Here is a 21,175-nt window from a genome sequence, read left to right on the forward strand (position 1 = left end):
GTCGGTCGTGGCGGACCGAACCGGGCGCCCTGAAGTGGTTGGAGCCATCGCAAACCCGCGACGGGCTTTAGTCCGAGGGATGCGGTGTATGTCCAAGCTTAGGGCCAATTTGCTGCTGCTGCTTGCCGCTGCCCTATGGGGCTTGGGCAATGTCGCGCAAAAGACAGTGCTTGTTCATCTCGACGCGCTGAGTGCCGTCGGCCTGCGCTGCCTCATCGGTGGGCTGCTTGTGCTGCCCTTTGTCTTGACCGAAAGGCGACTGCCGGCCGGGCCGGGCCATTTCTCCAGCCTGGCCAGGGTGGGTGCGCTGTTTGCCATCTCCATCACGCTTCAGCAGCTTTGCTATCTCGGCGCCACTGTCACAAATGCAAGCTTCCTGGTGAGCACCGCAACCGTGATGACACCACTGGCCGCCTGGCTGCTCATCGGCGAACGTCCGACAGCGAGTCTTGCCGCCGCCGCCGGGCTGACAATGGTCGGTGCCCTGCTTTTGTCCGGCGGGTTCGCCAGTCTCAGCAGCGGCGATCTCACCGCCATCCTGTCGGCTGCCTGCTATGCGCTCTGGATGGTCGAGCTCGGCCGGCACATGCAGACCCATGCGCGGCCGTTCACCGCGGCGGCGACACAGTTCCTCGGCGCCGCCGCCTTCGCCCTGCCGCTCGGGGCAATGCGAGGCAACCTTTCACTGGCCGCGGTATTTGCAGCCGGCCCGGAACTGGCGGTCCTCGGCGTGTTCTCCACCGCGATCGCTTTCGGCATACAGATTGCCGCACAGCGCTTTACCTCCGCTAGCCATGCCGCCGTGATCGTCAGTGCCGAAAGCGTCTTCGGGGCTCTAGGCGCGGCGATCTTGCTCGGTGAGCGGAACTCACCCGCAGGCGCACTGGGTGCCGCGATCATTCTCGGTGCGATCCTGTCCGTCGCAATGTCGAACCGAACGCCGCGGGCGCGCGCGCCCCTGCTGACCGGCCCGATTCCGCCCTTCCACGTGGCCCCTGCCTTTGCCGCGGCGCCTGCGGCCTGGGCGGGCCATCGTCCCGCTGCCAATTCAGATCCAATGGAGGAACGTGATGAGCCTAAGCGGTGATGCGAACGTGTTGCCGAGCGGACCGCCGCTCAACACAGGGCCCATGGTCTCGGTCGGCGGCCGGACCTGTCGCAAGGGCACTGTAATGGTGGCGCTGGCAAGCTTTCTGGCACGGGCGATACGCAGCGGCATTCTGATGCAGACGGTCAGAGCGCTGGCAAAGCGGGCCAGCTGTTATTTGAGAGTGGGGGGAACGCTTGTCGCTTCGGTGTTTTGGGGGCTGCAGGCACATGCCGCCAATGTTGATGTTGCTGTCGTATTCGCAGTCGATTACTCGTCTTCGATTGATCCGGAGATTGCTGACCTGCAGCGGGAGGGACATGCCGCAGCGCTCACTTCGCCCGAGATCATCGCGGCCATCACCCGAAATTATGTTGGCTGCATCGGCGTGGCCTACTTTGAATGGTCGAGCCCCGGGCACACACGCATGGTGCTGCCATGGACAAGCATCTGCGGGCTGGAAGATGCCAAGGCGGCTGCGTCGGTGATCAACAAGAGAGGCGATACCGGCAATATTCGCAGAGGGCGAAGCGGAACATCCGTTTCCTCGGCCATCGACGTCGGAAGTCTTCTGCTCGACCAGTTTCCTGGAAAGGCGGCCAAGAAAGTGATCGACATCTCTTCCAATGGTGAGAACAACGACGGACTTCCTGTTCAGCCGAGCAGGCTGAACGCCATTGCCAAGGGATACACGATCAACGCGATCGCCATTCCAACGGAAGATGAGAATCCCGACCAACCATTGGCATCCTATTTTGCCAAATTCGTCATTGGCGGATCCCAAGCTTTTGTCATAACGCCGAAGGGGCCAAACGACTACACTATGGCTCTTCGCCGCAAGCTGGTCACTGAAGTTAGCCTGAACGTCGACCGGCAATTCCCGCAGCAGGCGGATGGGCGCTCTTCGCAACCGTAATTCCTGACATTGAGCGGATTAGTCTGACAGATTTGGGCCAACTATCAGCACCCAGGCGCTACTCTGCGGTCCGCTTCTGCGCGATCAGGTCGAGGCGCTCGCGGTCGGAGCGTTCGCGCTCGTCGCGGTTGCGCACGTCCTTGTAGGCGCGCTCGACCATGTTGGTGCGGGCGGTTGCCGCGGCGATGAGGCTGGCTTCCTGCCTGGCGCTTTCGAGGCTCGCCTCCTGGCGTCCGACCGCGCTGGCAATGCGGCGATGATAGAGATCGGGAAACACGCCTGAGAGGGAATCGGCCCGGTCGAAATGCCCGACCAAATCCCGGGCTTCGGTCTCGGCGGCGCCGGCCGCGGCAAGGAAGGTGGCGTGACGGGTTTCGTGCAGCGCCTTCAGCTGCTCCTGCACCTTGACCAGTTTCTTCAGCCGGTCCCTGCGCGTGCTCATGGCTATCGTGCCAATGTCAGGTCGACAAAGCCGGCGACGAACAGCGACAGCATGGTGCCGACGGCAAAGTAGAAGATGATCATGCCGCCGGCGATGATGAAGGGCTGCGAGATGAAATAGATCGGGATCTGCGGGGTCAGCTTGTTGACGAAGCCGATCGTCAGATTGACCAGAATGGCATAAGCGACAAACGGACTGCCGAGCCGGATGACCAGGAAGAACGTGTCCGATACCGTGTCGGTGACATCGACGAGTGCGGCCTGCGGGTTGAAGAAGATGTTGACCGGCGCCACCGTGTAGGAGGTCACCAGCGCGCGCACGATCTCATGGTCGAAATCAAAGACGAACAGCATCAACAGGGCTGAGAACGAGATGATGGCGGCAAGGGCTGCCTGCGGCTCCGGCTCCTCGATCGCCGGTCCGCCGGTGCCGCCATAGCCGATCAGCATGGCGATGGCCGAGCCCATGAAGCGCAAGGCTTCCATGTAAAGCCTGGTCATGGCGCCGATCAGCCCACCGACCAGGAGTTCCGAGATGATCATCGGCACCAAAATTTGCGGTCGCGGATCGACGAAGGGAAAGATGCGGTCCCACAGGAAGGCGAGCAGGCCGCCGGTGGCGGCGACCGCGACGAACAGCCTGACCTGGACCGGGACGCGGGCGCTGGACAGGCCGGGCATCAGCATGAAGCACGCGCCGATGCGGCAGAAGGCGAGGAACGCCGCGATGAGGACGCCTTGCGAGAGAACGCTCACGATATGGTCCCGAGCACCCTGATCTCGACGCCCTTGGCGATTTCGACGTGGCTGAGCACCGGCAGCGTGGTGAACAGCCGCTCGATGATCATGCGCACATAGGGGCGGGCGTCGGGCGCGGTGACCAGCACGAAGCGCTCGCCGGCTTCCAGATGTTTCTTGATCGCCTTGGTCGCGTCCTGGCCGAACTCTTCCAGCTGGCGCGGATCGATGTCGAACTCGCGCACCTCGCCCTTGGCGTCGCGCTTGAGGCTCTGGTGAAAGGCGAGGTCCCAGCGATTGCCGAGGCGCAGCACCTTGAGCACGCCGCCTTCCGAGAGGTCGCCGCAGATCTGCTGCGCCATGCGGATGCGGACATGCTCGACGATCTGCTCGGTACGGCGCACATGCGGCGCGATCTCGGCGATCGCCTCGATGATCAGATGCAGATTGCGGATCGAGACCCGCTCGGCGAGCAGCAGCTTAAGCACCGCCTGCAAGCCGGGATAGGAGATGTGCGTGGTGCAGATCTCGTCGGCGAGCTTGCGGTACTCCTGGTCCTGCCGTTCGAGCAGCGCCTTCATGTCCTTGTAGGACAGAAGCTGCGGCAGGTTGTTGCGGATGACCTCGGAAAGATGGGTGAGCAGAACCGACATGTTGTCGGCGAAGGTGTAGTTCTCGCGCTTCAGGTCTTCGGCGAAGGTTTCGACCACGGAATAGGCGCGCATGCCGAAGGCCGGCTCGCGGATTTCCTCGCCCGGTATTTCGGGAATGTCGCGGTTGCCGAGCAGCACCATGATCTCGCCGACGCGCATCTGGTATTCGGCCACCACGGTGCCGTGCACCTTGATCTGGTAGCTCTTCGGCGGGATGGCGAAATCGTCGGCAACCCGCACTTCCGGCACCACGAAGCCGTATTGCGTGGCGAATTTCTTGCGCATCTTGGACATGCGGAAAACCAGTTCCTGATGCGACACCAGCAACCGCGTCGACAGCTGCTTGCCGATCAGCAGTTCGATCTCGGCGGTGGCGAGCGACGCCTTGACCGAGTTCTTTTCCTCTTCGACCTTGGTCGCCTTCTCCTGGTCCTTGATCGCTTCGGCGGCGGCGACCGCGCGGTTGTGGCGCATCGGGATGATGTAGCCGAGGCCGGCCATGCCGGCGGCCAGCGCAAAGAACGGAAACAGCGGCAGGCCGGGCATCAGGCCGAGCAGCACCAGCAGCGATGCCGCCACATAGAGCGCGCGCGGATGGGCGCCGAGCTGGCCGAACACCGCCTGGTTGGTCGAACCGCGCGTGCCGCCCTTGGACACCAAAAGGCCGGCGGCCAAGGAAACGATCAGCGCCGGGATCTGGGTGACGAGGCCGTCGCCGACGGACAGCTTGATGAACACGTCGGCGGCTTCGCCCATGCCCATGCCGTGCCTGATATAGCCGATGGCGATACCGCCGACGATGTTGATGGCGGTGATGATGAGGCCGGCGATGGCGTCGCCGCGGACGAATTTCGAGGCGCCGTCCATCGAGCCGAAGAAGGAGGATTCTTCCTCCAGCTCGCGGCGCCGCAGCTGCGCCGTCTTGTCGTCGATCATGCCGGCGGAGAGATCGGCGTCGATCGACATCTGCTTGCCGGGGATGGCGTCGAGGGTGAAGCGGGCGCCGACTTCGGCGATACGGGTGGCGCCCTTGGTGATGACGATGAAGTTCACCACGATCAGGATCATGAAGACGATGAGGCCGATGACGAAGTCGCTGGCCATCACCAGCTTGGAGAAGCCGGCGATGACATATCCGGCCGCGTGCGTGCCTTCATTGCCATGCGACAGGATCATGCGCGTGGTGGCGATGTTGAGCGACAGCCGCAGCATGGTGGCGATGAGCAGAACGGTCGGGAACGACGAGAAATCGAGCGGTCGCTGGATCCACAGTGCCACCATCAGGATCAGCACCGAAAGCGCGATCGAGAAGGCGAGGCCGATGTCGATGAGAAAGGCTGGGATCGGCAGGAACAGCACGGCCAGGATGATGACGATGCCGATGGCGAAGAAGACGTCGCGGCCGTTCTTGGCCACTGCGCCGGGCTGGATGCTTTCGCTGATCGCCATGTCGTCCCCAAAATGCCAAGCCTGCCAGCACGGCAGCCTTGTGAGCCTAACCGGCCAAGCTTGCGCGAGGGTGGGAGACTGGCTACTGGGCTCTCGACCGCCGCTTCCAAAAAGGAAATCCCATGCTCCTGATCATCGGCACCATCCGCTTGCCGCCGGAAAAGCTCGGGGAAGCGAAGCCCGCGATGGAGCGCATGGTCTCGACCAGCCGCGCCGAGCCCGGTTGCCTCGAATATTCCTATGCGCAGGACGTGTTCGATGCCGGGCTCATCCGGGTCACGGAAGTCTGGAGCGACAGGACAGCGCTCGATGCGCATTTCCGCTCGCCGCACCTTGCGGACTGGCGTGCAAGCTGGCCGGCACTTGGCATCGGCGAGCGCAACCTCGTGCTCTATGAGGCCGGCGATCCCAAACCGACCTGATCGATCTGTCAGGCAACGGCAGCCGTTCGCGTTCCACCAGATCCCACCGCCGCCGCGACTAGTCGCCCGATGCCACAATGGCGCCTTGTCTGTCGCCAATGTGGTTGCCATGCCGTGTCGCCGGGCGTATCAGGCGGGCTTTCCACTGCCTTTTCCGATATCGGCGAGCCGCCCCGGTGCTTTCCAGAAACAACAGCGAAGTCTACGCCCGCCGGCTCCGCGCGGTGCTGATCAGATCGGTGCCGCTGCTCGAGGCGCGGGGCATCGCCGTGGTCATCCTGGCCGGTGTCGTCGGGGTGATGGCAGGCATGCTCGTCACGGCGATGAGCGAGATCGTGCAGGACCTCCACGGGCTGCTGTTCGGCGTCCAGCCCGGTGGCCGGCTTTCAGGCATGTTCTCGCTCGCCAACCCGATGCAGGCGCTGATACCGGCGATCGGCGGCATCCTGCTCGGGCTGACGGTGATCTGGCTCAGACTGCGCAAATTCCGCACGCCGATCGACCCGATCGAAGCCAACGCGCTCTATGGCGGGCGCATGTCGCTCACCGACACCTTCATCATCGCCGGCCAGACGATGATCTCCAGCGGTTTCGGCGCCTCGGTCGGCCTGGAAGCCGGCTACACGCAGGTCGGGTCCGGCCTGGCGTCGCGGCTGGCGGGCCTCTTTCGGCTGCGCCGCAACGATGTCCGCATCCTGGTCGGATGTGGCGCCGCCGGCGCCATAGCAGCCGCCTTCGACGCACCACTGACCGGCGCCTTCTATGGTTTCGAACTGGTCATCGGCATCTATTCGGTCGCCAATGTCGCGCCTGTCATGACCGCCGCGATCTCAGCCTCGCTGACGGCGGAAGTGTTTGGCGGGGTGCCGTTTCCGCTCGAGCTTTCGGGCCTGCCGGCGCTGACCGCCAGCCAGTACGTGCCGTTCCTGCTGCTCGGCCTGCTCGGCGGTGCGGCCTCGATCGCCATCATGCATCTGGTGACGCTCATCGAACGCGGTTTTGCCAGGCTGTCGATCGATGCGTCGCTGCGCCCCGTCATTGGCGGTGTCATTGTCGGGCTGCTCGGCCTCATCACGCCGCAAGTCCTGTCCAGCGGCCACGGCGCGCTGCATCGCGAATTCGCGATGAACTACGGTCTGGCCGTGGTGGCCAGCGTCTTCGTGTTGAAACTGGCGGCGTCCGCCATCTCCTTGGGCTCGGGCTTTCGCGGCGGGCTGTTCTTCGCCTCGCTGTTCCTCGGTGCGCTGCTTGGCAAGGCGTTTGCCGGTGTGATGGCGCTGGTCTCGCCGGCCACCGGCATCGACCCCGCTGTTGCCGCCGTCGTCGGCATGACGTCGCTCGCCGTCGGCGTCGTCGGCGGTCCGCTGACGATGACCTTCCTGGCGCTGGAATCGACCCGCGACCTGACGCTGACCGGTGTCGTGCTGGCGGCTTCGATCATGTCGGCGATCCTGGTGCGCGAGACCTTCGGCTACTCCTTCTCGACATGGCGCTTCCATCTGCGCGGCGAGACCATCCGCAGCGCCCACGACGTCGGCTGGATGCGCAGCCTCACCGTCGGCTCGATGATGCGCAAGGACATCAAAACCATCCATGCCTCGACGACGCTGGCGGCCTTCCGCAATCAAGTGCCGCTCGGTTCGGCCCAGCGCGTCATTGCCGTCGACGCGGGCGATCACTATGTCGGCGTGCTGATCGTGGCCGAGCTGCACAGCGATCCTTCCGATGGCGAGGTGGCGGTGCGCGATCTTGCCAAGTACAAGGACGCCGTGCTGGTGCCGAGCATGAACGTGCAGTCCGCCGCCGAGACCTTCCAGCGCGCCGGCGCTGAAGAGCTCGCCGTGGTCGAGGATTTCGCTGACCGCATCGTGCTGGGACTGTTGACCGAAGGCCATCTGATGCGGCGCTATGCCGAGGAACTCGACAAGGCGCGCAGGGACCTGTCGGGCGAAGGGTAGTGCACGTCGCCCAAAGGTGGGGCCCGGTTAGTGCTCGATCGGTCCCTTGGCCATCACGAGCGCGGTGCCCGCAGTCGTCGGGCGCTCGATCATGCGGCGCACGCGGGGCAGTTCGTCGCCGCTGTGCAGCGCCCGCAAGCGGTCGCCGATGATGGCGTCGGCGTGGGTGATGCGTCCATTGTGGCGCACATATTCGAGCCAGGTCGGCGTATGATAATGCTCGATCCAGATCGCCGGATTTTCGAGGTCGCGTGCCAGCGTCCAGTTGCGGGCGCCGTCACGGCGGCGGATGCGGCCGCGTTCGGCCATGGTGGCGAGGAACTCCGGCACGTCCTCGTCGCGGATGATGTATTCGATCATGATGGCGATCGGACCGCTGCGCGGCTTGAGGTCGAGAGCAAGGTGCGGCTCCTTGAAGCGGTTGAGCGGATCGAGGTTGAGCACCTGCTGCTGCGGCAGCGGCAGCAACAAGCCGATGGCACCGCCGGCCAGCATGGCGATGCTTGCCGCGATCAGCGCGGTTTCGGCGCCATGCGCATCGGCGACGACGCCCCAGATCCAGCTGCCGAGCGCGATGCCGCCGAAGGTCGCGGTCTGATAGACCGACAGGACCCGGCCGACCACCCAGCGCGGTGTCGCCATCTGCACGGTGACGTTGAAATGCGAAAGGGCGATCACCCAGCAGGCACCGCCGACAAGCAGGCCGAGCGACGTCTGCCAGGCGTGATGGCTGACGGCGGCATTGAAGGCGCAGGCGGCAAAGCCGGCGAAGGCTGAGCGCACCATCGTCTCGCTGGACAGCAGCTGCCGTAGCCGCACGCTGATCAGCGCGCCGCCGACCGCGCCGATGCCGAAAGCGCCGAGCATGATGCCGTAGGTCAGGGCATCGCCCTTGACGACATCGCGCGCCACCAGCGGCAAGAGCGCCAGCACCGCGCCGGCGCTGAAGCCGAAAGCGGCGCCCCTGACAAGCACCTTGCCGATGTTGGGCGACATGGCGACGTAGCGCAGGCCGGCGCCCATGGCCGCGCCCAGCGACTCGCGCGGCAAGGTCGAGACCGGCAGGTCCGGCTTCCAGCGCGCCAGCACGACGATCAGGCCGATATAGCTCACCGCGTTGGCCGCGAAGGCCGCCGCCGCGCCGGCGGCGGCGACGATGATGCCGCCGATCGCCGGGCCGACGCTGCGGGTCAGGTTGAAGCCCATCGAGTTGAGCGCGACGGCGGCCGGCACCTTGTTGCGGGGCACGATGTCGCCGACTGAGGCCTGCCAGGACGGGCTGTTGAGTGCGGTGCCGCTGTCGATCAGGAAGGTGAAGGCCAGCAGCGTCCACGGCGTCATCAGGCCGGCATAGGTGAACAGGGTCAGAAGCACCGAGACGACCAGCATGAAGGTCTGGGCGATCAGCATCACCTTGCGCCGGTCGAAACTGTCGGCGATGGCGCCGGCGACGAGCGCAAACAGCATGATCGGCAAGGTGGTCGAAGCCTGGACCAGGGCCACCTGATAGGACGAAGTGGCGATCGTCGTCATCATCCAGGCGGCGCCGACGCCCTGGATCAGGCCACCGAAATTCGAGACGAGACTTGCGGCCCATACGGCGCGGAAAATGCCGTGCCGGAAAGGCGCCAGCGCCGAAGCGCTCTCGCTTTCCGGCTTTTCGTCAATCATCGGTAGGTCCCTGCCATGTCGTGCCTGCTCGTCAGACGATCCGTTTGCTCAGATCATTTGCCGAAAGTAGGGCATGGCGGTTGAAAGGGCGAACACCTTTCGAAAAAGGTCATGGTCCAACAATGGGATAGAGGCAGTCCACGTCTCCATCCGCAGCGGTCGCGGATCCCGATGGTTCGGCACGGACCGGCGCGGCTTTCGTCGACTTGCTCAGAATCCGTTCTGGATGCGCTCGAAGATGACGTTGGTGAAGGCCGATATCTGGCTGCCGATGAAGGGGCCGGTCAGCGCCACCACCAGCATGATGGCGACGATCTTCGGCACGAAGGTCAAGGTGATCTCCTGGACCTGCGTCAGCGCCTGGATGAGGGCGATGCCGATGCCGACCGCCATGGCGACCAGCACCACCGGAGCGGACGCAGTGAGCACCGTCCACACCGCGTACTGGACGATGTCGAGAGCGTCGGCCTCGTTCATGGGACTGGCCCTGCCGGAAGCGTCAGCTCGCTGCCTTGATCGAGACGCCCGGGCCGACCGCGACCTCGGTGCCGTTCTGCAGCACGGCGATGAGGCCGCTGCTGGCGAGGCGCACCGACGCCACCGTGCCCGTCGTCTTGCCGTCGGCTGAGGTTATCGAGCGCCCGATCAGCGCATCGGCCTGCGACAGCGCCGAGGACGACATGATCTGGTCGAGCTTGGTGTTGGTCTGCACCGATTGTTCGACCTGCGAGAAGGTGGCGAGCTGGGCTACATACTGCGTCGAATCCATCGGCTTGGTCGGATCCTGGTTCTTCATCTCGGCGATCAGAAGCTTCAGGAACGACTGGTAGTCGACCGCCGTCTTCGAGGTCTGCTGGCTGGCCTGGTTGGCGCCGGTCGGTATCGTCGTCGTCATGTCCACGTTCATCAGTATCGTGCTCCCACAGCTAACGGGCGCGCGGCACCCGGAACATAGTCATTGTCGCCAAGCGCGCGGCGTTCGAGCGGATAGAGCGCGCGGATGGCCTTCAGCGCCTCGTAGATATGATCCTCGCCGACCATGCGGTCGATCTGTTTCAGTCCAGCGCAGATCTGGGCGTCCTCGAAGCTTGCCAGCAGCAGCGGCAGCGAACGCCGGAACATGTCGCGCGCCTCGGCCGCGCCGGCCGGATTCATCAGCATGACCTGCAGGATGAAATACAGCTGCTTGAGCGGCGTCGAGGCGTCTTCGGCCTGGATCACATGGCTTTCGAGCAGGAACTGCACGTCGTTCATCAATTCGACGGTGACCTTGCGGTCGACGCGGATGACGGCGCCGTTGATGTAGATCTTCTCGTTCGGCTTCAGCGATATCTTCAACGTGTTGGTCATTGAATGCCGTCCCTGATGATCTGGGACACCTCGATCAGCCCTTCGAAATTGTTGGTGCGGCCTTGGCGAATGTCCTCTGCCTCGCGCAGCAGCCACAGGCCGATGGAGATGAGGTTGGCGCGCAGTTCCTTGGGCAGGGCGTTGTCGCTGGAGCCGAGATCTTCGACGAAGGCGGTCCAGACGCGGTTGGTGAAATGCAGCGCCTCGACCGCTTCCATCGAGCCGAGGCCGGCGGCGGCCGCCGCCGACAGCATGTCGATCGAACGGGTCAGGAGCTCCCGCTCGCGGTCCTTTGCGTCGGCGACGGAGGTGCTCTGGATATCGGCGTAGGAGAATTGGTACATCGGTGGGGCTCTACCGTTCCGTTAAGCGTTGTCAGGTCAGGTAATTCAACAGGCTGAGCTGCTGCAGGCGCGCGGTCAGTGCGAAGGACGTTTCGATGTGCTGTGTCAGGTCGGCAACTCGGGTCGCGGCCTCGGCCGGATCGACGCCTTCCAGATCGAGAATGTGCCGTTCGAAAAGGTCGACCTGCGTTTTCATGCGGTCGTTCGCATCGGAAACCCGCTTCTGGACGATGCCGGTCTCGGACTGAATCTGGCCAATACCGCTCAGCGCTTCGCCGACCAGTGCCGTGGAGCGGCTGACGACCTTGTTCTTCGCGGCCTGGCTGATGTTGCTGGACATCAGGCTGGAGACCATGGCCGCCGCCATGGCGAGCTTCTGGATGCCGTCGCTGTTGGCGCTGGTCGAAGTCGGGGTGGTTTCGTTCAGGGCGATTCGGCTGACGATCTGCTGGTCGGTGGCGTTCGACCAGTTGCCTTGCCAGCCCGCGCCCATGAATTGCGGCACGACGTCGTTGGTGATGAAGTCGTCCATCTGGGTAGCGGTGATGTTGGCCGCTGCAGGGTCATCCTGGGTGAAACCGAAATTGGCAACGAAGGCGGCATCGAAGGCCGCCTTGGCGGGCGAGCCGGCCGCGGTGAAGTCGTTGATCGGCTTGACGTCGGTGTTGGTGCCGGCAAACAGGTACTCGCCATTGACGCTGGTGTTGAGGATCGAGGTCAGCTGCTGGATGGTCGCCTTGCCCGAGGCTTGGGTGAGACTGTTGGAAGAATCGCTCGATGACGCGGTGGTCAGGGCGGACAGAAAGGACTGCGCCGCGGTCGAGAGCTGGCTAAGAGAGGTCTGCGTCGAAGACAAGCGGGAGCCGACCAGGCCGTTGGAGTCGATGATGACGTTGAGGCGGTCGAGATCGCGCGAGAAGGTGACGGACTGCGCGGTGCGCGCTCCGAGAGCCAGGCCGACATCGGCGACCCTGCCGGTCGAGGACTCTTTCGTGGCTTTGACAAGCTCCGCCTGCATGCGCATCTGCTGGGAGCGCATGGCGTTCGATATGGCGGCTGACGAGACTGAAGTCATGGATTATCCCACCGCGTTGAGCAAGGCCGTCATCATGTCGTCGACGGTTTTCATCATCCGGGCCGATGCCTGATAGGTGTGTTCGAGGTCGAGCAGCAGGGACATTTCCTGGTCGACATTGACGCCGGTCGCGTTGGACAGCGCCTCGGCGCTGCGCGATGCCAGTGCTTCCTTGGCGTCGGAGGCGGTCGATGCCTGCTGGCGCACGCCCTCGAACCAGCCGATCGAGTTGGCCGCGTAGTCGGAAACGCTGGACGTTGCCGAAACCCCGGCGGCCGGGTCGAAGGCCATAGGTTTGTCGAGCCGGTCGCCATAGGCAACTAGAAGGTCGGAATAGGAGGCGCCGCCGCCGGTGTTGGCGACATAAGCGGCACCATTGGCACCGCCATCGCGCAGCAGCGTCGGATTGCCGCCGGCGCTTGGGTCCATCGCCGCATTGACGCTGATCGATCCGGCAAGGCCGTTGACCAACGTGCCGGCTGCCGGCACCGCCGGCGCACCGGACCAGGTGAACAGGCCGGCGGCATTGGGCAGCGCAGGCGCGGTTTCGGCAAAAGCCGTGATCAGGCCGCGCGCGGTTTCGTCGAGCTGGCTCTGCATGGTCGAGGCGACACTGTCGCGCAATTGCAGCAGGCCAGCGAGCTTGCCGCTGGCGCTGGTGTTGCCGCCGGCTCCCGCCGAGATCGGCACATTGTCGATATAGACCGCGTTGCCGGCGGCACCGGCGGTGTAGCCGGCCGACGGCGCGAAGCTGACCGTGCGCGGAATGGTTTCGAACAGCGTCGTGCCGTCGCCAGTGGTGACGACCATGTCATTGTCGCCGCGCGTGAAGGTCGAGACCGGGATATAGTCCGAGATCTTCTTCAAAAGCGCGTCGCGCTGGTCGAGCGCATCGGAGACATCGGTGCCGGAACGGGTTCCGGAAATGACAGCGGTGTTGGCATCCTGGAACTGGCTGAGCAGCGAGTTGAGGTCGTCGACCGCCGTGGCGATCTGGCCGTCGGTCTGGGTGCGGAAATCCTGGATCGCCGTGGAGCCCTCGTTCAGGGATCGCACGACCTGCCTGGCGGCATCGACGACGCTGGCGCCGAGATTCTGGTTGGACGGCGAGGTGGCATAGAGCTGCAGCGCCTGCTGCAGATTGCCGATCGCGGTCGAGGGCGAGGACGCATTGTCGACGCCATTGACCGATACCCCCAGCTGATCCATGCCGCTGTAGAGCGCGTTCTGGCCGCTCCAGGCCGACAGCGCGCTGAGGTTCTGGCGGAACAGCAGGTCGTTGGCGGCGCGCCGGATATCAACCGAACGCGCGCCCGGCGCCGTGCTTGTGACGACGGCCTGGCGGCGCGAATAGTCCTGATTGTCGGCGTCGGCGACATTGCGCGAGACGACGCTGGTCTGCCGCGCGGTGTTCATAAGCGCCGATTGGGCGATGCTCAGTGCAGTGGACAACGACATGCGGGTCTTTCACGGGGAGTGCCCGTTTTATCTCTTCAGGTTGACAAGGACGTCCATCAGATCGGAACCGGTCTGGAAGACTTTCGAATTGGCGGTGTAGCTGCGCTGTGCCGCGATCATATTGGTCAGTTCTTCGGCGATATCGACGTTGGAATTCTCGAGTGCGCCGGAGATGATGGAGCCGGCCTTGCCCTCATTGGCAAAGCCGATACGGACCGCGCCGGATTCGGTGCCCTGTGCGTAGACGTTGCCGGGCAGCGCGTTGAGCTGGTCCGGGCTCTGCACGTCGGCCAGCGGGATCTTGTAGAGCGCCTTGGTGGAGCCGTCCTTGTACTGCGCCGAGATGGTGCCGTCCTTGCTGATCTGGATCTTGTCGATGGTGCTCGGTGCGTTGCCGTTCACCTGGGCATCGGAAACGGTGAATCCGGCGCCGAGCTGGGTCAATGCCGACAGGTCCAGCGAAAAGGCGGCGCCATTGGGCACCGTCAGGCTGACGCTGTTGACGGCACCGGTGAGCTTGCCCGTGGTGGTGTCGAAGGTCAGGTTGGCCGAGCCCAATGCGCCGCCGGTGTAAGGGAACGACGTCCCGGCGGTGGCCTTCGACTGATCGAAGACCGCCACCTGCCAGGTGCCGGCGCCGGTGTTGGTGAAATAGACGTCGAGCAGCTTCTTGTTGCCGAGATTGTCGTAGGCGACCATCGAGGATTTCGACGTGTACTGCGCGCCCGCCGCGTTGGTGGTGGGCAGATTGCCGGCGGCGACCGGCGTCGCGCCTGCCGGCAGGTTGCCGCTGTAGGTACCCTGGGTGCTCGGCGTTGCCGTCATCCCCTGGTCGGAGATGAGCACCGGGGTCAGTCCCTCGAAGCCGTTCACCGTTGCCGCCGGCACGCCGTTTGCGTAGCTGTAAGCCATCAGCTGGAAGCCGGCCGCGTTGACCAGCCTGCCCTCCGCATCCGGTACGAAGGCGCCGGCTCGGGTCAGGAAAGGTGTTCCGCTCGGATCTTGAACGACGAAGAAACCGTCGCCGTTGACGGCAAGGTCGGAGACCGAGGTCGTGTATTGAAGCACGCCTGGATCGCTGACCGCCTGCCGGATCGTCGTGGTGACGCCGCCGGAATTGTAGGCGCCGCCCGTGCTCGGCATGACCAGCGACGAAAATTCGGCGGAGGACCGCTTGTAGCCGGTGGTGTCGGAATTGGCGATGTTGTCGGCCGTGGTGGACAGCCGGTTTGCCTGTGCATTCATGCCGGAAACGCCGGTCCGCATCATTCCGTAGAGGCTCATCGAAACGTCTCCCCAATGTGGATGCCGCTGGCTCCAATGCGGATGCCACTGGCTACGAGGCTACGCATCCTGTCTTGCGCGAGGCTGGCGCGGGGCTGCATCAGAAGACGAGCCGGTAGCCAAGGAAGCGCTTGGAATCGATCGGGTCGGTGCCCAGCTTCTCGCGCAGCTTCTTGCGCAATTTGCTGATGTGGCTTTCGACCACGTTCTCCTCGACCTCTTCGTCGAAGATGCCGTAGATGGCGTTGAAAACCTGGGTCTTTGTGACCCGGCGGCCGCGATTGCTGGCCAAATATTCGAGGATGCGTCGCTCGCGGCGCGGCAAGGGCAAAGGCTGGCCGTCGATCTCGGGATCGCGGCCATCCATGAAGATGCGCATGGCGCCAATCTCGGTGTAGGCGACATCTTCCTGGGCGCGGCGGCGGATGGCGGTGATGCGGGCGAGGATCTCGCGGATGTGGACGGGCTTGCGAATGACGTCGTCCACGCCGCTCTCGAACAACCGCAGCGTGTTTTCCAGCGAGTGCTGTTCGCTCAAGGCGATGACCGGTGCGCCGGTGCGGTCGCGGATCTGACGGGGAGAGATCGAGCCTTCGCGGCAGTCGCCGATCAGGAAGGCTCGAACCGACCTCAGGTCGGTATCCGCCGCCGAGCTTACCCACTCGCCGAACTCGCCCGGCGCGAAGCCCGCGCAGGCGACACCCTCACGGTCGAAAAGTGAATTGTATCCCTCTGTTACGAGCTCGCGCTCGTCAACGATTACAATCATCGGCCCGCCTCCGAATCAAATCATTTGCCCCGTGAGAAAAGGCGTATCCGCTGGCGAGAATCCTGAACAACCGTCATTTCTTGTAGCTAGTTTCTTGGGAGTCTGGAATCGCGCCGGTTGCATTAGCCTGCAACCAGATATGCTTTCGGCGGCAAGTTCCGGCCAAGTCAAAGCGACAACCCGGGACGGCGCGAACGGCGTATTGGATGCCGAAGATACGCCTACGGGTTGCAGAAGCCGCGGGCGTTCGCGGTCCATTTTCCAAAGCCGGTGGCGACCATGTTGGCAATGACGCGGCAGACATAGATCTTCTGCGCCGGATCGTTGTCGGGACCGGCATGATAGCGGGCGACTGCCATCGACCAGGTCTCGTGACGGGCATGGAGGCTGGCCAGGAAGCGCGCCGCATAGTCGACGTTCTGACGCGGATCGAGCATGTCCTCGACGCTGCGGAAATGCGACGCGTGGTAGTGATGGTTGATCTGCATGCAGCCCAGATCGATGAGCGTCTTGCCTTCGCGCCGGGCGTTGGCGAAGGCGGCAAGGGCCTCGGTCCGGCTTCTCGGAAAGACCGCTTTTCCTTCTATATTCAAAGCGTTGGGCTGAAGGCTGCCCTTGTTTCCGGTCTCCGTCAGGCCCACGGCATAGAGGATGCCGGCCGGCACGCCATAGCGGTCGGCGGCACGCAGGATCTCCGGCTCGCAAGGGTTGGTGGCGGCAGCGGCAGCGCCTGCCGCGCTAGATAAACATATCGCCGCCAGCGCGCTCGCGAGAAGGTGAAGTGCCGCGGCCGTAGTCCTGCGCGTCATCATTTCGGTTTCCTGAGGATTGCTGACCCGGGTGCTGACCACCCGCTCCACCATTGCCGCTGCCCGGGTTTCCAGGTTGGAAGGATGATGGATCGCGGCCCGACGCGCTCGGCAAAGGGGCGGTCGCATCGGTGCGGGTTGCAGCAGGAACCGCTACCGAAGGTTGCAGGATCGTAACCTTGTCAACCTCGAAGCCGAGCCCGCGCAGCGATTTGGCGATGGCCTCGCTGTCGGCGGACAAACGACGATAAGCGTCGTGTGTTGCGGGCTTCAATTCAATCGAAAGTTGTTCTCCCGAGAGGCGAAGGTTGGCCGTCACCATGCCGAGTTCGGCGGGGTGAAGTTCGATCTTCAACACATGTGTCGGAACGGCAACAGGGCTGCCCAGCTGGGTGGCCGCGGATGAGGCTGGAAGGGCCTTTTGCGGGCCGCCATCGGCGGCTATGGCGTTGACCACATTGAGGGCTGCCTGGCTGATGGGACTTTGCGGTGGCGCCGGGAAGCTCTGTTGCGACACGACGTCGATGCGTGTGGCGGACAGGGATTGTTTTCCGGCTTCGGGCCGTAACGAGGACTGGACATCCTCGATGCTTTTCATCACCGGCGCGGTGTGTTTCGATTGCACGCCGGGCACATCGGTGGTTGTGGCGTCCGGCAGCTTCTGGGCTGTTACGACGGTGTCACGCTTCAGCGTGCTGGAGGCAATGCCGGCAGCACCCAGCGGCTGGCCGTCAAGCTCTGTCAAAGGCCCGTCGACGATCGACACCTGCTCAGGCTTCGACTTGGTTTCGACGATTTCGTTTCCGGCCGTGGACTTCGACCGATAGGTTTTTGGGAGCGGAGCCTGCGCGTTGAGCGCCGGGTCCGTTGGGCTCTCGCCGTTAGCCGCGTCGCGCCCGCTTGCCTTGGTCGATGTCGAGAAATGGCGCAGGTCATGGAAAGCGATCAGCAGCGGCAGATGGTCCTGAAGCGGCACGGCATCCGCGTCAGGCGCCGTCTCTTCGGCGTCGGCATCGTCCTTGTGCGACTTCGCTTCCAAATCGTCCTTGGCTTCCAAATCGTCCTCGCCGCTCTTCACGGCCGGCAACTTGGCCGAGACGATCTTTCCGGGATCGGCCGGTGTCGGCTCGGCCTTGCCGCCATGCCCGGCAAGGTTGGCGGCGAGCTTGCCCCAGCGCTGCTCGCGCGATCCCGCCTCGGTCGTCGGATGCCGTTCCGGGCGGCCCGGACTGGCCTCGCCATGCAGGATTTTGCCAAAGCCTGCGTTGTCCTTCTTGCCGTTCGCCGCCGGTTGCTCCGATGTTGCGCGCGCGTTGGCAAATCCTGGCAAGGCCGAGCCGAGGCTGGTGGTCATTTGGGGGCGGCTCCAAGCATCTGGTCGATCAGGTCGAGCTGTCGACGTGTTTTGTTCATGGCGGCATCGGTCGGGTCGGTGGGCTCGGGACTGGCCGCGGGCGATGGCGCTGACGCCTGCACGACGGTCGCCGCATCGGCAGGTGCAACCGCAGCCGCCGGCGTTTCCGGAACACTGGCGACCGGTCCGCCGGAGGCTGCAGTGACAGCAGGTTGCTCGGCGATGGCGCCTTCGACGGGTGGCAGCCCGCTGGCGTCGGCGCCTTGCGCCGCGACGGTTTCAGGCGCTGGCGGCCGCTCGGCCGCGACAACTGGCCTTTCCTCGGGGAGGGGGGCGGGCGGTGCGACGACTTCGCCGGCGATGGCCTGGGCGGCGTCGAGCAAGGCGCGGTCGCCTTCCGACAGCTTGCTGCGGTCGATCTTGCCGAGTTTGGCGCGGACGTCTTCGATGGTGCCCGAGGTCACGGTGGAAAGACTGGCGTAAAGCAGGGCGCGCGGATCGTCCAGGTTGGTGTTGCCGTCGCGACCCTGCTCGGCTCGCGCCGAAGCGAAGGCCGACAGGTCGTTCAGACCGTCGATTGCGGCACGGCGGGCGATGCGCAGATAGATCACCTTCTCACGCTCGGGATCCATCATCGAGGTGATGTCGGCCAGCTTGTCCTGGCTGATCGACATGTGCAGCGCGATGACGCCGGAGACGAAGGAGTCGGCGAACTGGCTGGCATAGGGCGAATAGAGGTAGCGCTCGACATACTGGGTCGACGCGCGTGCGAAGCGTGCCGCGTCACCCTGCGCACCCGCAATGCCGACCGAACGGCGCAGTGCTGCTTCCTCGACCAGCGTGCCGGGGCTGAGCAATCTTGCCTCGTCGAGCAAACCGAGCGCCGCAGCCGGCTGGTCGCCGGCAAGCAGCGAGCCTTTTACCAGGGCAAGGAAAGCGCCGAGGTCGGGAGGCAGCGTCATCGGATCGATCGGCTTCAACGCTTCGATCGCCTCGCCGGGCCGGCCATTGAGATAGTCGATCACCCCTTTGGCCACGGCAAGGCTTTGTGGGTCCGTCGTGGCGCGCGACGTGGCGGCCTCGACAGTCACCGGATTGCCGCCGCTCATGCCGTAGACAAGCAGGGCGCGAAAGTTCTTGGGATCCTTGAAATCCTCGGCGTCCGCCGTGCGCAGGCGCGCATCCACCATCTCGAGCAGCTTGGCCTGCATCGGCAGGGCGGCATGATCGCCAGCGGCGATGCGGTCCTGGATGAGCTGCAACGAGCGCACCAGCTGATACGGCTGCAACGCGTCCTGGGCGAAGCCGGCTGACGGATATCCGCCGGCCAGCAGCAACAGGCCAATCAACCGGCTGGTGACGGCCGCCCGCCTCATCCGCCGGCCGCCATCAGGATCTCGATGCGGCGGTTCACAGCCGCCAATGGATTCGCCGGGTCCTTCGGCTGGCGGTCGGCGAAACCGGCGACCTCTGTGATACGGCGTTCATCCACGCCACCGCGCACGAGCATGTAGTAAGCGGAATGCGCGCGCGCCGTCGACAGCCGCCAATTGTCGTAGCTGTCGCTGCGGAATGGCCGTGCATCGGTGTGGCCGTTGATGCTGATGGTGCCCTTCTGGCTGTTGACGATGCGGCCGATCTTTTCCATCGCCAGCACCAGTTCGCGGCGCGGCAGCGCCGAGCCGACCTCGAACATGCCGAAGTCGAGCTGGTCGGTGATCGAGATGACGACGCCCTTGTCGGTGGCTTCCACCGAGACGCCGTCATGCAGCTTGTCGCCGGGCTTGAAGGCATCGGCCAACTGCCGCTTGACGTCGGCCGCAGCCTTGATGGCGGCGGCGGTCGGCGCCTTCTCCCCGGTGTCGGGCTTGGCGGCCTCTTGCGCCTTGGCCTCGGCCTTGGCTGCGTCCGCGGCTTTGGTGTCGTCTGGTTTGGTCTCGCCCGGCTTCGCGTCGCCCGGCTTCGCGTCGCTTGGCTTCGTGCCTGTTGGCTTGGTGTCGCCGGCCTTCGTCGTTGCCGCGTCGGGGCTCGCGGCTTGCTTGCCGGTCGTGTCCACTGCCGGCGTTTCGAGCGGTGCGGCCGCGACTGGTGGCACGGCCTTGACCTTGGGCACTTGCGTTTCGGCAACCTTGTCACCGGGCTTCAGCGCATCGCCCTCGATTTTGGCACGCTGGGCGCTGGCTTCGGCGCCGGGCGCCGCCACCTGCTGCGACCAGAAATCAGGCTCGAAGGGATCGCGATAGGAGGCGCCGCCGGAAGCGCCGGTCGCCGGGCCGGCAGCTTGGGCGCCGCCATCGCCCTTCTGGCTGACATTCTGCATGACGCCGGTATCGGTGGCGATTTCCGACAGCACCGCGTAGGGGTCGGCGAACAGATGCTCGTCGGAGTGTTCCGCCTGCGGCAGTTCCTGCTTCTCCTGTTTGCGGTCCGCGGAGCCATCGCCGTCCTGGCCGGCCTTGTTGGTCGCCTTCTGTGGGTTGTCGGCCGTCGTCCCCATCGCGCGCGGACCGTCGCCGAGATCCTCCAGACCCTTGCGGCTCGAATTGCGGTCGACCAGCTTGACCGGGTTGAAATAGCTGGCGACGGCTGCCTTGGTCTGCTCGTTGGCGGCATTGATCAGCCACATGACCAGGAAGAAGCACATCATCGCCGTCATGAAGTCGGCGAAGGCGATCTTCCAGACGCCGCCATGGTGGGCATCGTCATGGTCGTCGTGACCTCGACGAACGATGATGATCTCCTGGTGAACCTGTCCGGCATCGGCGACGCTCATGCCAGGACCTCGGAAAGGGTCGTCGACCATTCGGCCATGCGTGTCTCGAACACCGCCTCGTCGATGGCGACCGTGAGATCGAAGCCTGGTGTCTCGGTGAAGTCGAGATTGGCGGCGCGGGGCCCGAGCGATGCCTTCAGCGTTTCGAACAGCGAGAGCGGGCCGCGCACGGCGATGCGCACCGCTTCGGCATCGCCGACCGCCTCGCGTATGGCGCCGGCAAGGGCCTCGATCGAGCGTTTCTGCAGATCGTCGCTGACGATGCCGCCGATCATGCGGGCGACGGTGGCCGCGACCAGCCCGGTCACGCGTGCCTCCATGGCATCGATGCGCAACGAGACCGCCTTGCCGACATCGTCGCCGAGGCTTTCGAGAAATACCCTTGCTTCCTCGGCATTGGCCTGGCGTTCGGCTTCGAGCGCGGCTTCATGGGCAATCGACAGGCGTGCCTCGAGCGCCGCCTCGGCCTGGGCAACCGCTTCCGCGATCAGCGTGCCGATATCGGCTTGCGGTGCCGGCGCGTCTGGCTTGTGTTCGGGATCGGCCGCGGCCCGGGGCTGACCGACACGTTGCGTGCGGGTACCGAAATCAGGCAGAAGGTCGAAAAGGGCTACGGAGGGCATG

General features: G+C 64.5%; 21 protein-coding genes. 4 read left to right on the top strand and 17 right to left on the bottom strand.

All coding sequences use genetic code 11. The features are described from left to right. Nucleotides 1-88: 88 nt before the first annotated feature. Nucleotides 89-1,087 carry a DMT family transporter gene (locus tag AC1D08_RS19895; RefSeq protein ID WP_477423799.1) on the top strand — a complete coding sequence of 333 codons (999 nt, stop codon included), beginning with the start codon at nucleotides 89-91 and terminating at the stop codon, nucleotides 1,085-1,087. Nucleotides 1,088-1,223: 136 nt separating this feature from the next. Further along, nucleotides 1,224-2,003 carry a DUF1194 domain-containing protein gene (locus AC1D08_RS19900; protein ID WP_457150824.1) on the top strand — a complete coding sequence of 260 codons (780 nt, stop codon included), beginning with the start codon at nucleotides 1,224-1,226 and terminating at the stop codon, nucleotides 2,001-2,003. A gap of 58 nt (nucleotides 2,004-2,061) precedes the next feature. On the opposite strand, the gene AC1D08_RS19905 is transcribed toward AC1D08_RS19900, so the two are convergent. From AC1D08_RS19905 to flhA, 3 genes are read right to left on the bottom strand one after another with little or no spacing between them, the layout of a single operon-like run. Then, nucleotides 2,062-2,445, bottom strand: coding sequence for a hypothetical protein (locus AC1D08_RS19905; RefSeq protein ID WP_457150821.1), 384 nt, complete (start codon nucleotides 2,443-2,445; stop codon nucleotides 2,062-2,064). Between the two features lie 2 nt (nucleotides 2,446-2,447). Further along, complete coding sequence (gene fliR / locus AC1D08_RS19910; RefSeq protein ID WP_457150820.1) at nucleotides 2,448-3,200, bottom strand: flagellar biosynthetic protein FliR; 753 nt, start codon at nucleotides 3,198-3,200, stop codon at nucleotides 2,448-2,450. After that, nucleotides 3,197-5,284 (bottom strand): flagellar biosynthesis protein FlhA, encoded by a 2,088-nt coding sequence (flhA, locus tag AC1D08_RS19915; protein ID WP_184876557.1) that lies wholly within the window; start codon nucleotides 5,282-5,284, stop codon nucleotides 3,197-3,199. The genes fliR and flhA overlap by 4 nt, the downstream gene beginning before the upstream one ends. Nucleotides 5,285-5,406: 122 nt before the next feature. Between flhA and AC1D08_RS19920 the strand changes: the two genes are divergently transcribed. Together AC1D08_RS19920 and AC1D08_RS19925 are read left to right on the top strand one after the other, a co-directional pair. Continuing rightward, on the top strand, nucleotides 5,407-5,706 hold the full coding sequence (locus AC1D08_RS19920; protein ID WP_457150819.1) for a putative quinol monooxygenase: 300 nt from the start codon (nucleotides 5,407-5,409) through the stop codon (nucleotides 5,704-5,706). A 176-nt stretch (nucleotides 5,707-5,882) separates the two neighbouring features. Continuing rightward, nucleotides 5,883-7,664: a chloride channel protein gene (locus AC1D08_RS19925; protein ID WP_457150818.1), complete on the top strand. Its 1,782-nt coding sequence runs from the start codon at nucleotides 5,883-5,885 to the stop codon at nucleotides 7,662-7,664. 27 nt (nucleotides 7,665-7,691) lie between these two features. On the opposite strand, the gene AC1D08_RS19930 is transcribed toward AC1D08_RS19925, so the two are convergent. The 14 genes from AC1D08_RS19930 to AC1D08_RS19995 form a co-directional block, all read right to left on the bottom strand. After that, nucleotides 7,692-9,335, bottom strand: coding sequence for an MFS transporter (locus tag AC1D08_RS19930; protein WP_457150817.1), 1,644 nt, complete (start codon nucleotides 9,333-9,335; stop codon nucleotides 7,692-7,694). Nucleotides 9,336-9,545: 210 nt separating this feature from the next. Next, nucleotides 9,546-9,812 (bottom strand): flagellar biosynthesis protein FliQ, encoded by a 267-nt coding sequence (gene fliQ / locus AC1D08_RS19935; protein WP_095084529.1) that lies wholly within the window; start codon nucleotides 9,810-9,812, stop codon nucleotides 9,546-9,548. Between the two features lie 22 nt (nucleotides 9,813-9,834). Then, on the bottom strand, nucleotides 9,835-10,242 hold the full coding sequence (gene flgD / locus AC1D08_RS19940) for a flagellar hook assembly protein FlgD (protein ID WP_095084528.1): 408 nt from the start codon (nucleotides 10,240-10,242) through the stop codon (nucleotides 9,835-9,837). After that, the gene (gene flbT, locus AC1D08_RS19945) at nucleotides 10,242-10,685 is read right to left on the bottom strand and encodes a flagellar biosynthesis repressor FlbT (RefSeq protein ID WP_457150816.1); all 444 of its coding nucleotides are present in this window, start codon (nucleotides 10,683-10,685) and stop codon (nucleotides 10,242-10,244) included. Before flbT ends, flgD begins: the two co-directional genes overlap by 1 nt. After that, nucleotides 10,682-11,029 carry a flagellar biosynthesis regulator FlaF gene (flaF, locus tag AC1D08_RS19950; RefSeq protein WP_477228045.1) on the bottom strand — a complete coding sequence of 116 codons (348 nt, stop codon included), beginning with the start codon at nucleotides 11,027-11,029 and terminating at the stop codon, nucleotides 10,682-10,684. The genes flbT and flaF overlap by 4 nt, the downstream gene beginning before the upstream one ends. A gap of 31 nt (nucleotides 11,030-11,060) precedes the next feature. Then, entirely contained in the window at nucleotides 11,061-12,104 is a 1,044-nt protein-coding gene (locus tag AC1D08_RS19955) for a flagellar hook-associated family protein (RefSeq protein ID WP_457150814.1), read from the bottom strand. A gap of 3 nt (nucleotides 12,105-12,107) precedes the next feature. Beyond that, nucleotides 12,108-13,562, bottom strand: a complete 1,455-nt coding sequence (gene flgK, locus AC1D08_RS19960; protein WP_477423802.1) for a flagellar hook-associated protein FlgK — start codon at nucleotides 13,560-13,562, stop codon at nucleotides 12,108-12,110. Between the two features lie 27 nt (nucleotides 13,563-13,589). Further along, nucleotides 13,590-14,846, bottom strand: coding sequence for a flagellar hook protein FlgE (locus tag AC1D08_RS19965; protein WP_457150812.1), 1,257 nt, complete (start codon nucleotides 14,844-14,846; stop codon nucleotides 13,590-13,592). Between the two features lie 100 nt (nucleotides 14,847-14,946). After that, the gene (locus AC1D08_RS19970) at nucleotides 14,947-15,615 is read right to left on the bottom strand and encodes a response regulator transcription factor (protein ID WP_111547800.1); all 669 of its coding nucleotides are present in this window, start codon (nucleotides 15,613-15,615) and stop codon (nucleotides 14,947-14,949) included. A gap of 221 nt (nucleotides 15,616-15,836) precedes the next feature. After that, nucleotides 15,837-16,424 carry a transglycosylase SLT domain-containing protein gene (locus tag AC1D08_RS19975; RefSeq protein ID WP_457150823.1) on the bottom strand — a complete coding sequence of 196 codons (588 nt, stop codon included), beginning with the start codon at nucleotides 16,422-16,424 and terminating at the stop codon, nucleotides 15,837-15,839. After that, nucleotides 16,354-17,778: a flagellar hook-length control protein FliK gene (gene fliK, locus AC1D08_RS19980; protein WP_457150811.1), complete on the bottom strand. Its 1,425-nt coding sequence runs from the start codon at nucleotides 17,776-17,778 to the stop codon at nucleotides 16,354-16,356. Before fliK ends, AC1D08_RS19975 begins: the two co-directional genes overlap by 71 nt. Next, complete coding sequence (locus AC1D08_RS19985) at nucleotides 17,775-19,154, bottom strand: chemotaxis protein MotC (RefSeq protein ID WP_457150810.1); 1,380 nt, start codon at nucleotides 19,152-19,154, stop codon at nucleotides 17,775-17,777. The genes fliK and AC1D08_RS19985 overlap by 4 nt, the downstream gene beginning before the upstream one ends. Then, complete coding sequence (locus tag AC1D08_RS19990) at nucleotides 19,151-20,551, bottom strand: MotB family protein (protein ID WP_457150809.1); 1,401 nt, start codon at nucleotides 20,549-20,551, stop codon at nucleotides 19,151-19,153. Before AC1D08_RS19990 ends, AC1D08_RS19985 begins: the two co-directional genes overlap by 4 nt. Continuing rightward, entirely contained in the window at nucleotides 20,548-21,174 is a 627-nt protein-coding gene (locus tag AC1D08_RS19995; RefSeq protein ID WP_457150808.1) for a hypothetical protein, read from the bottom strand. Before AC1D08_RS19995 ends, AC1D08_RS19990 begins: the two co-directional genes overlap by 4 nt. Nucleotide 21,175: the final 1 nt, after the last annotated feature.

The organism is Mesorhizobium sp. P2_E6 (assembly GCF_056403835.1).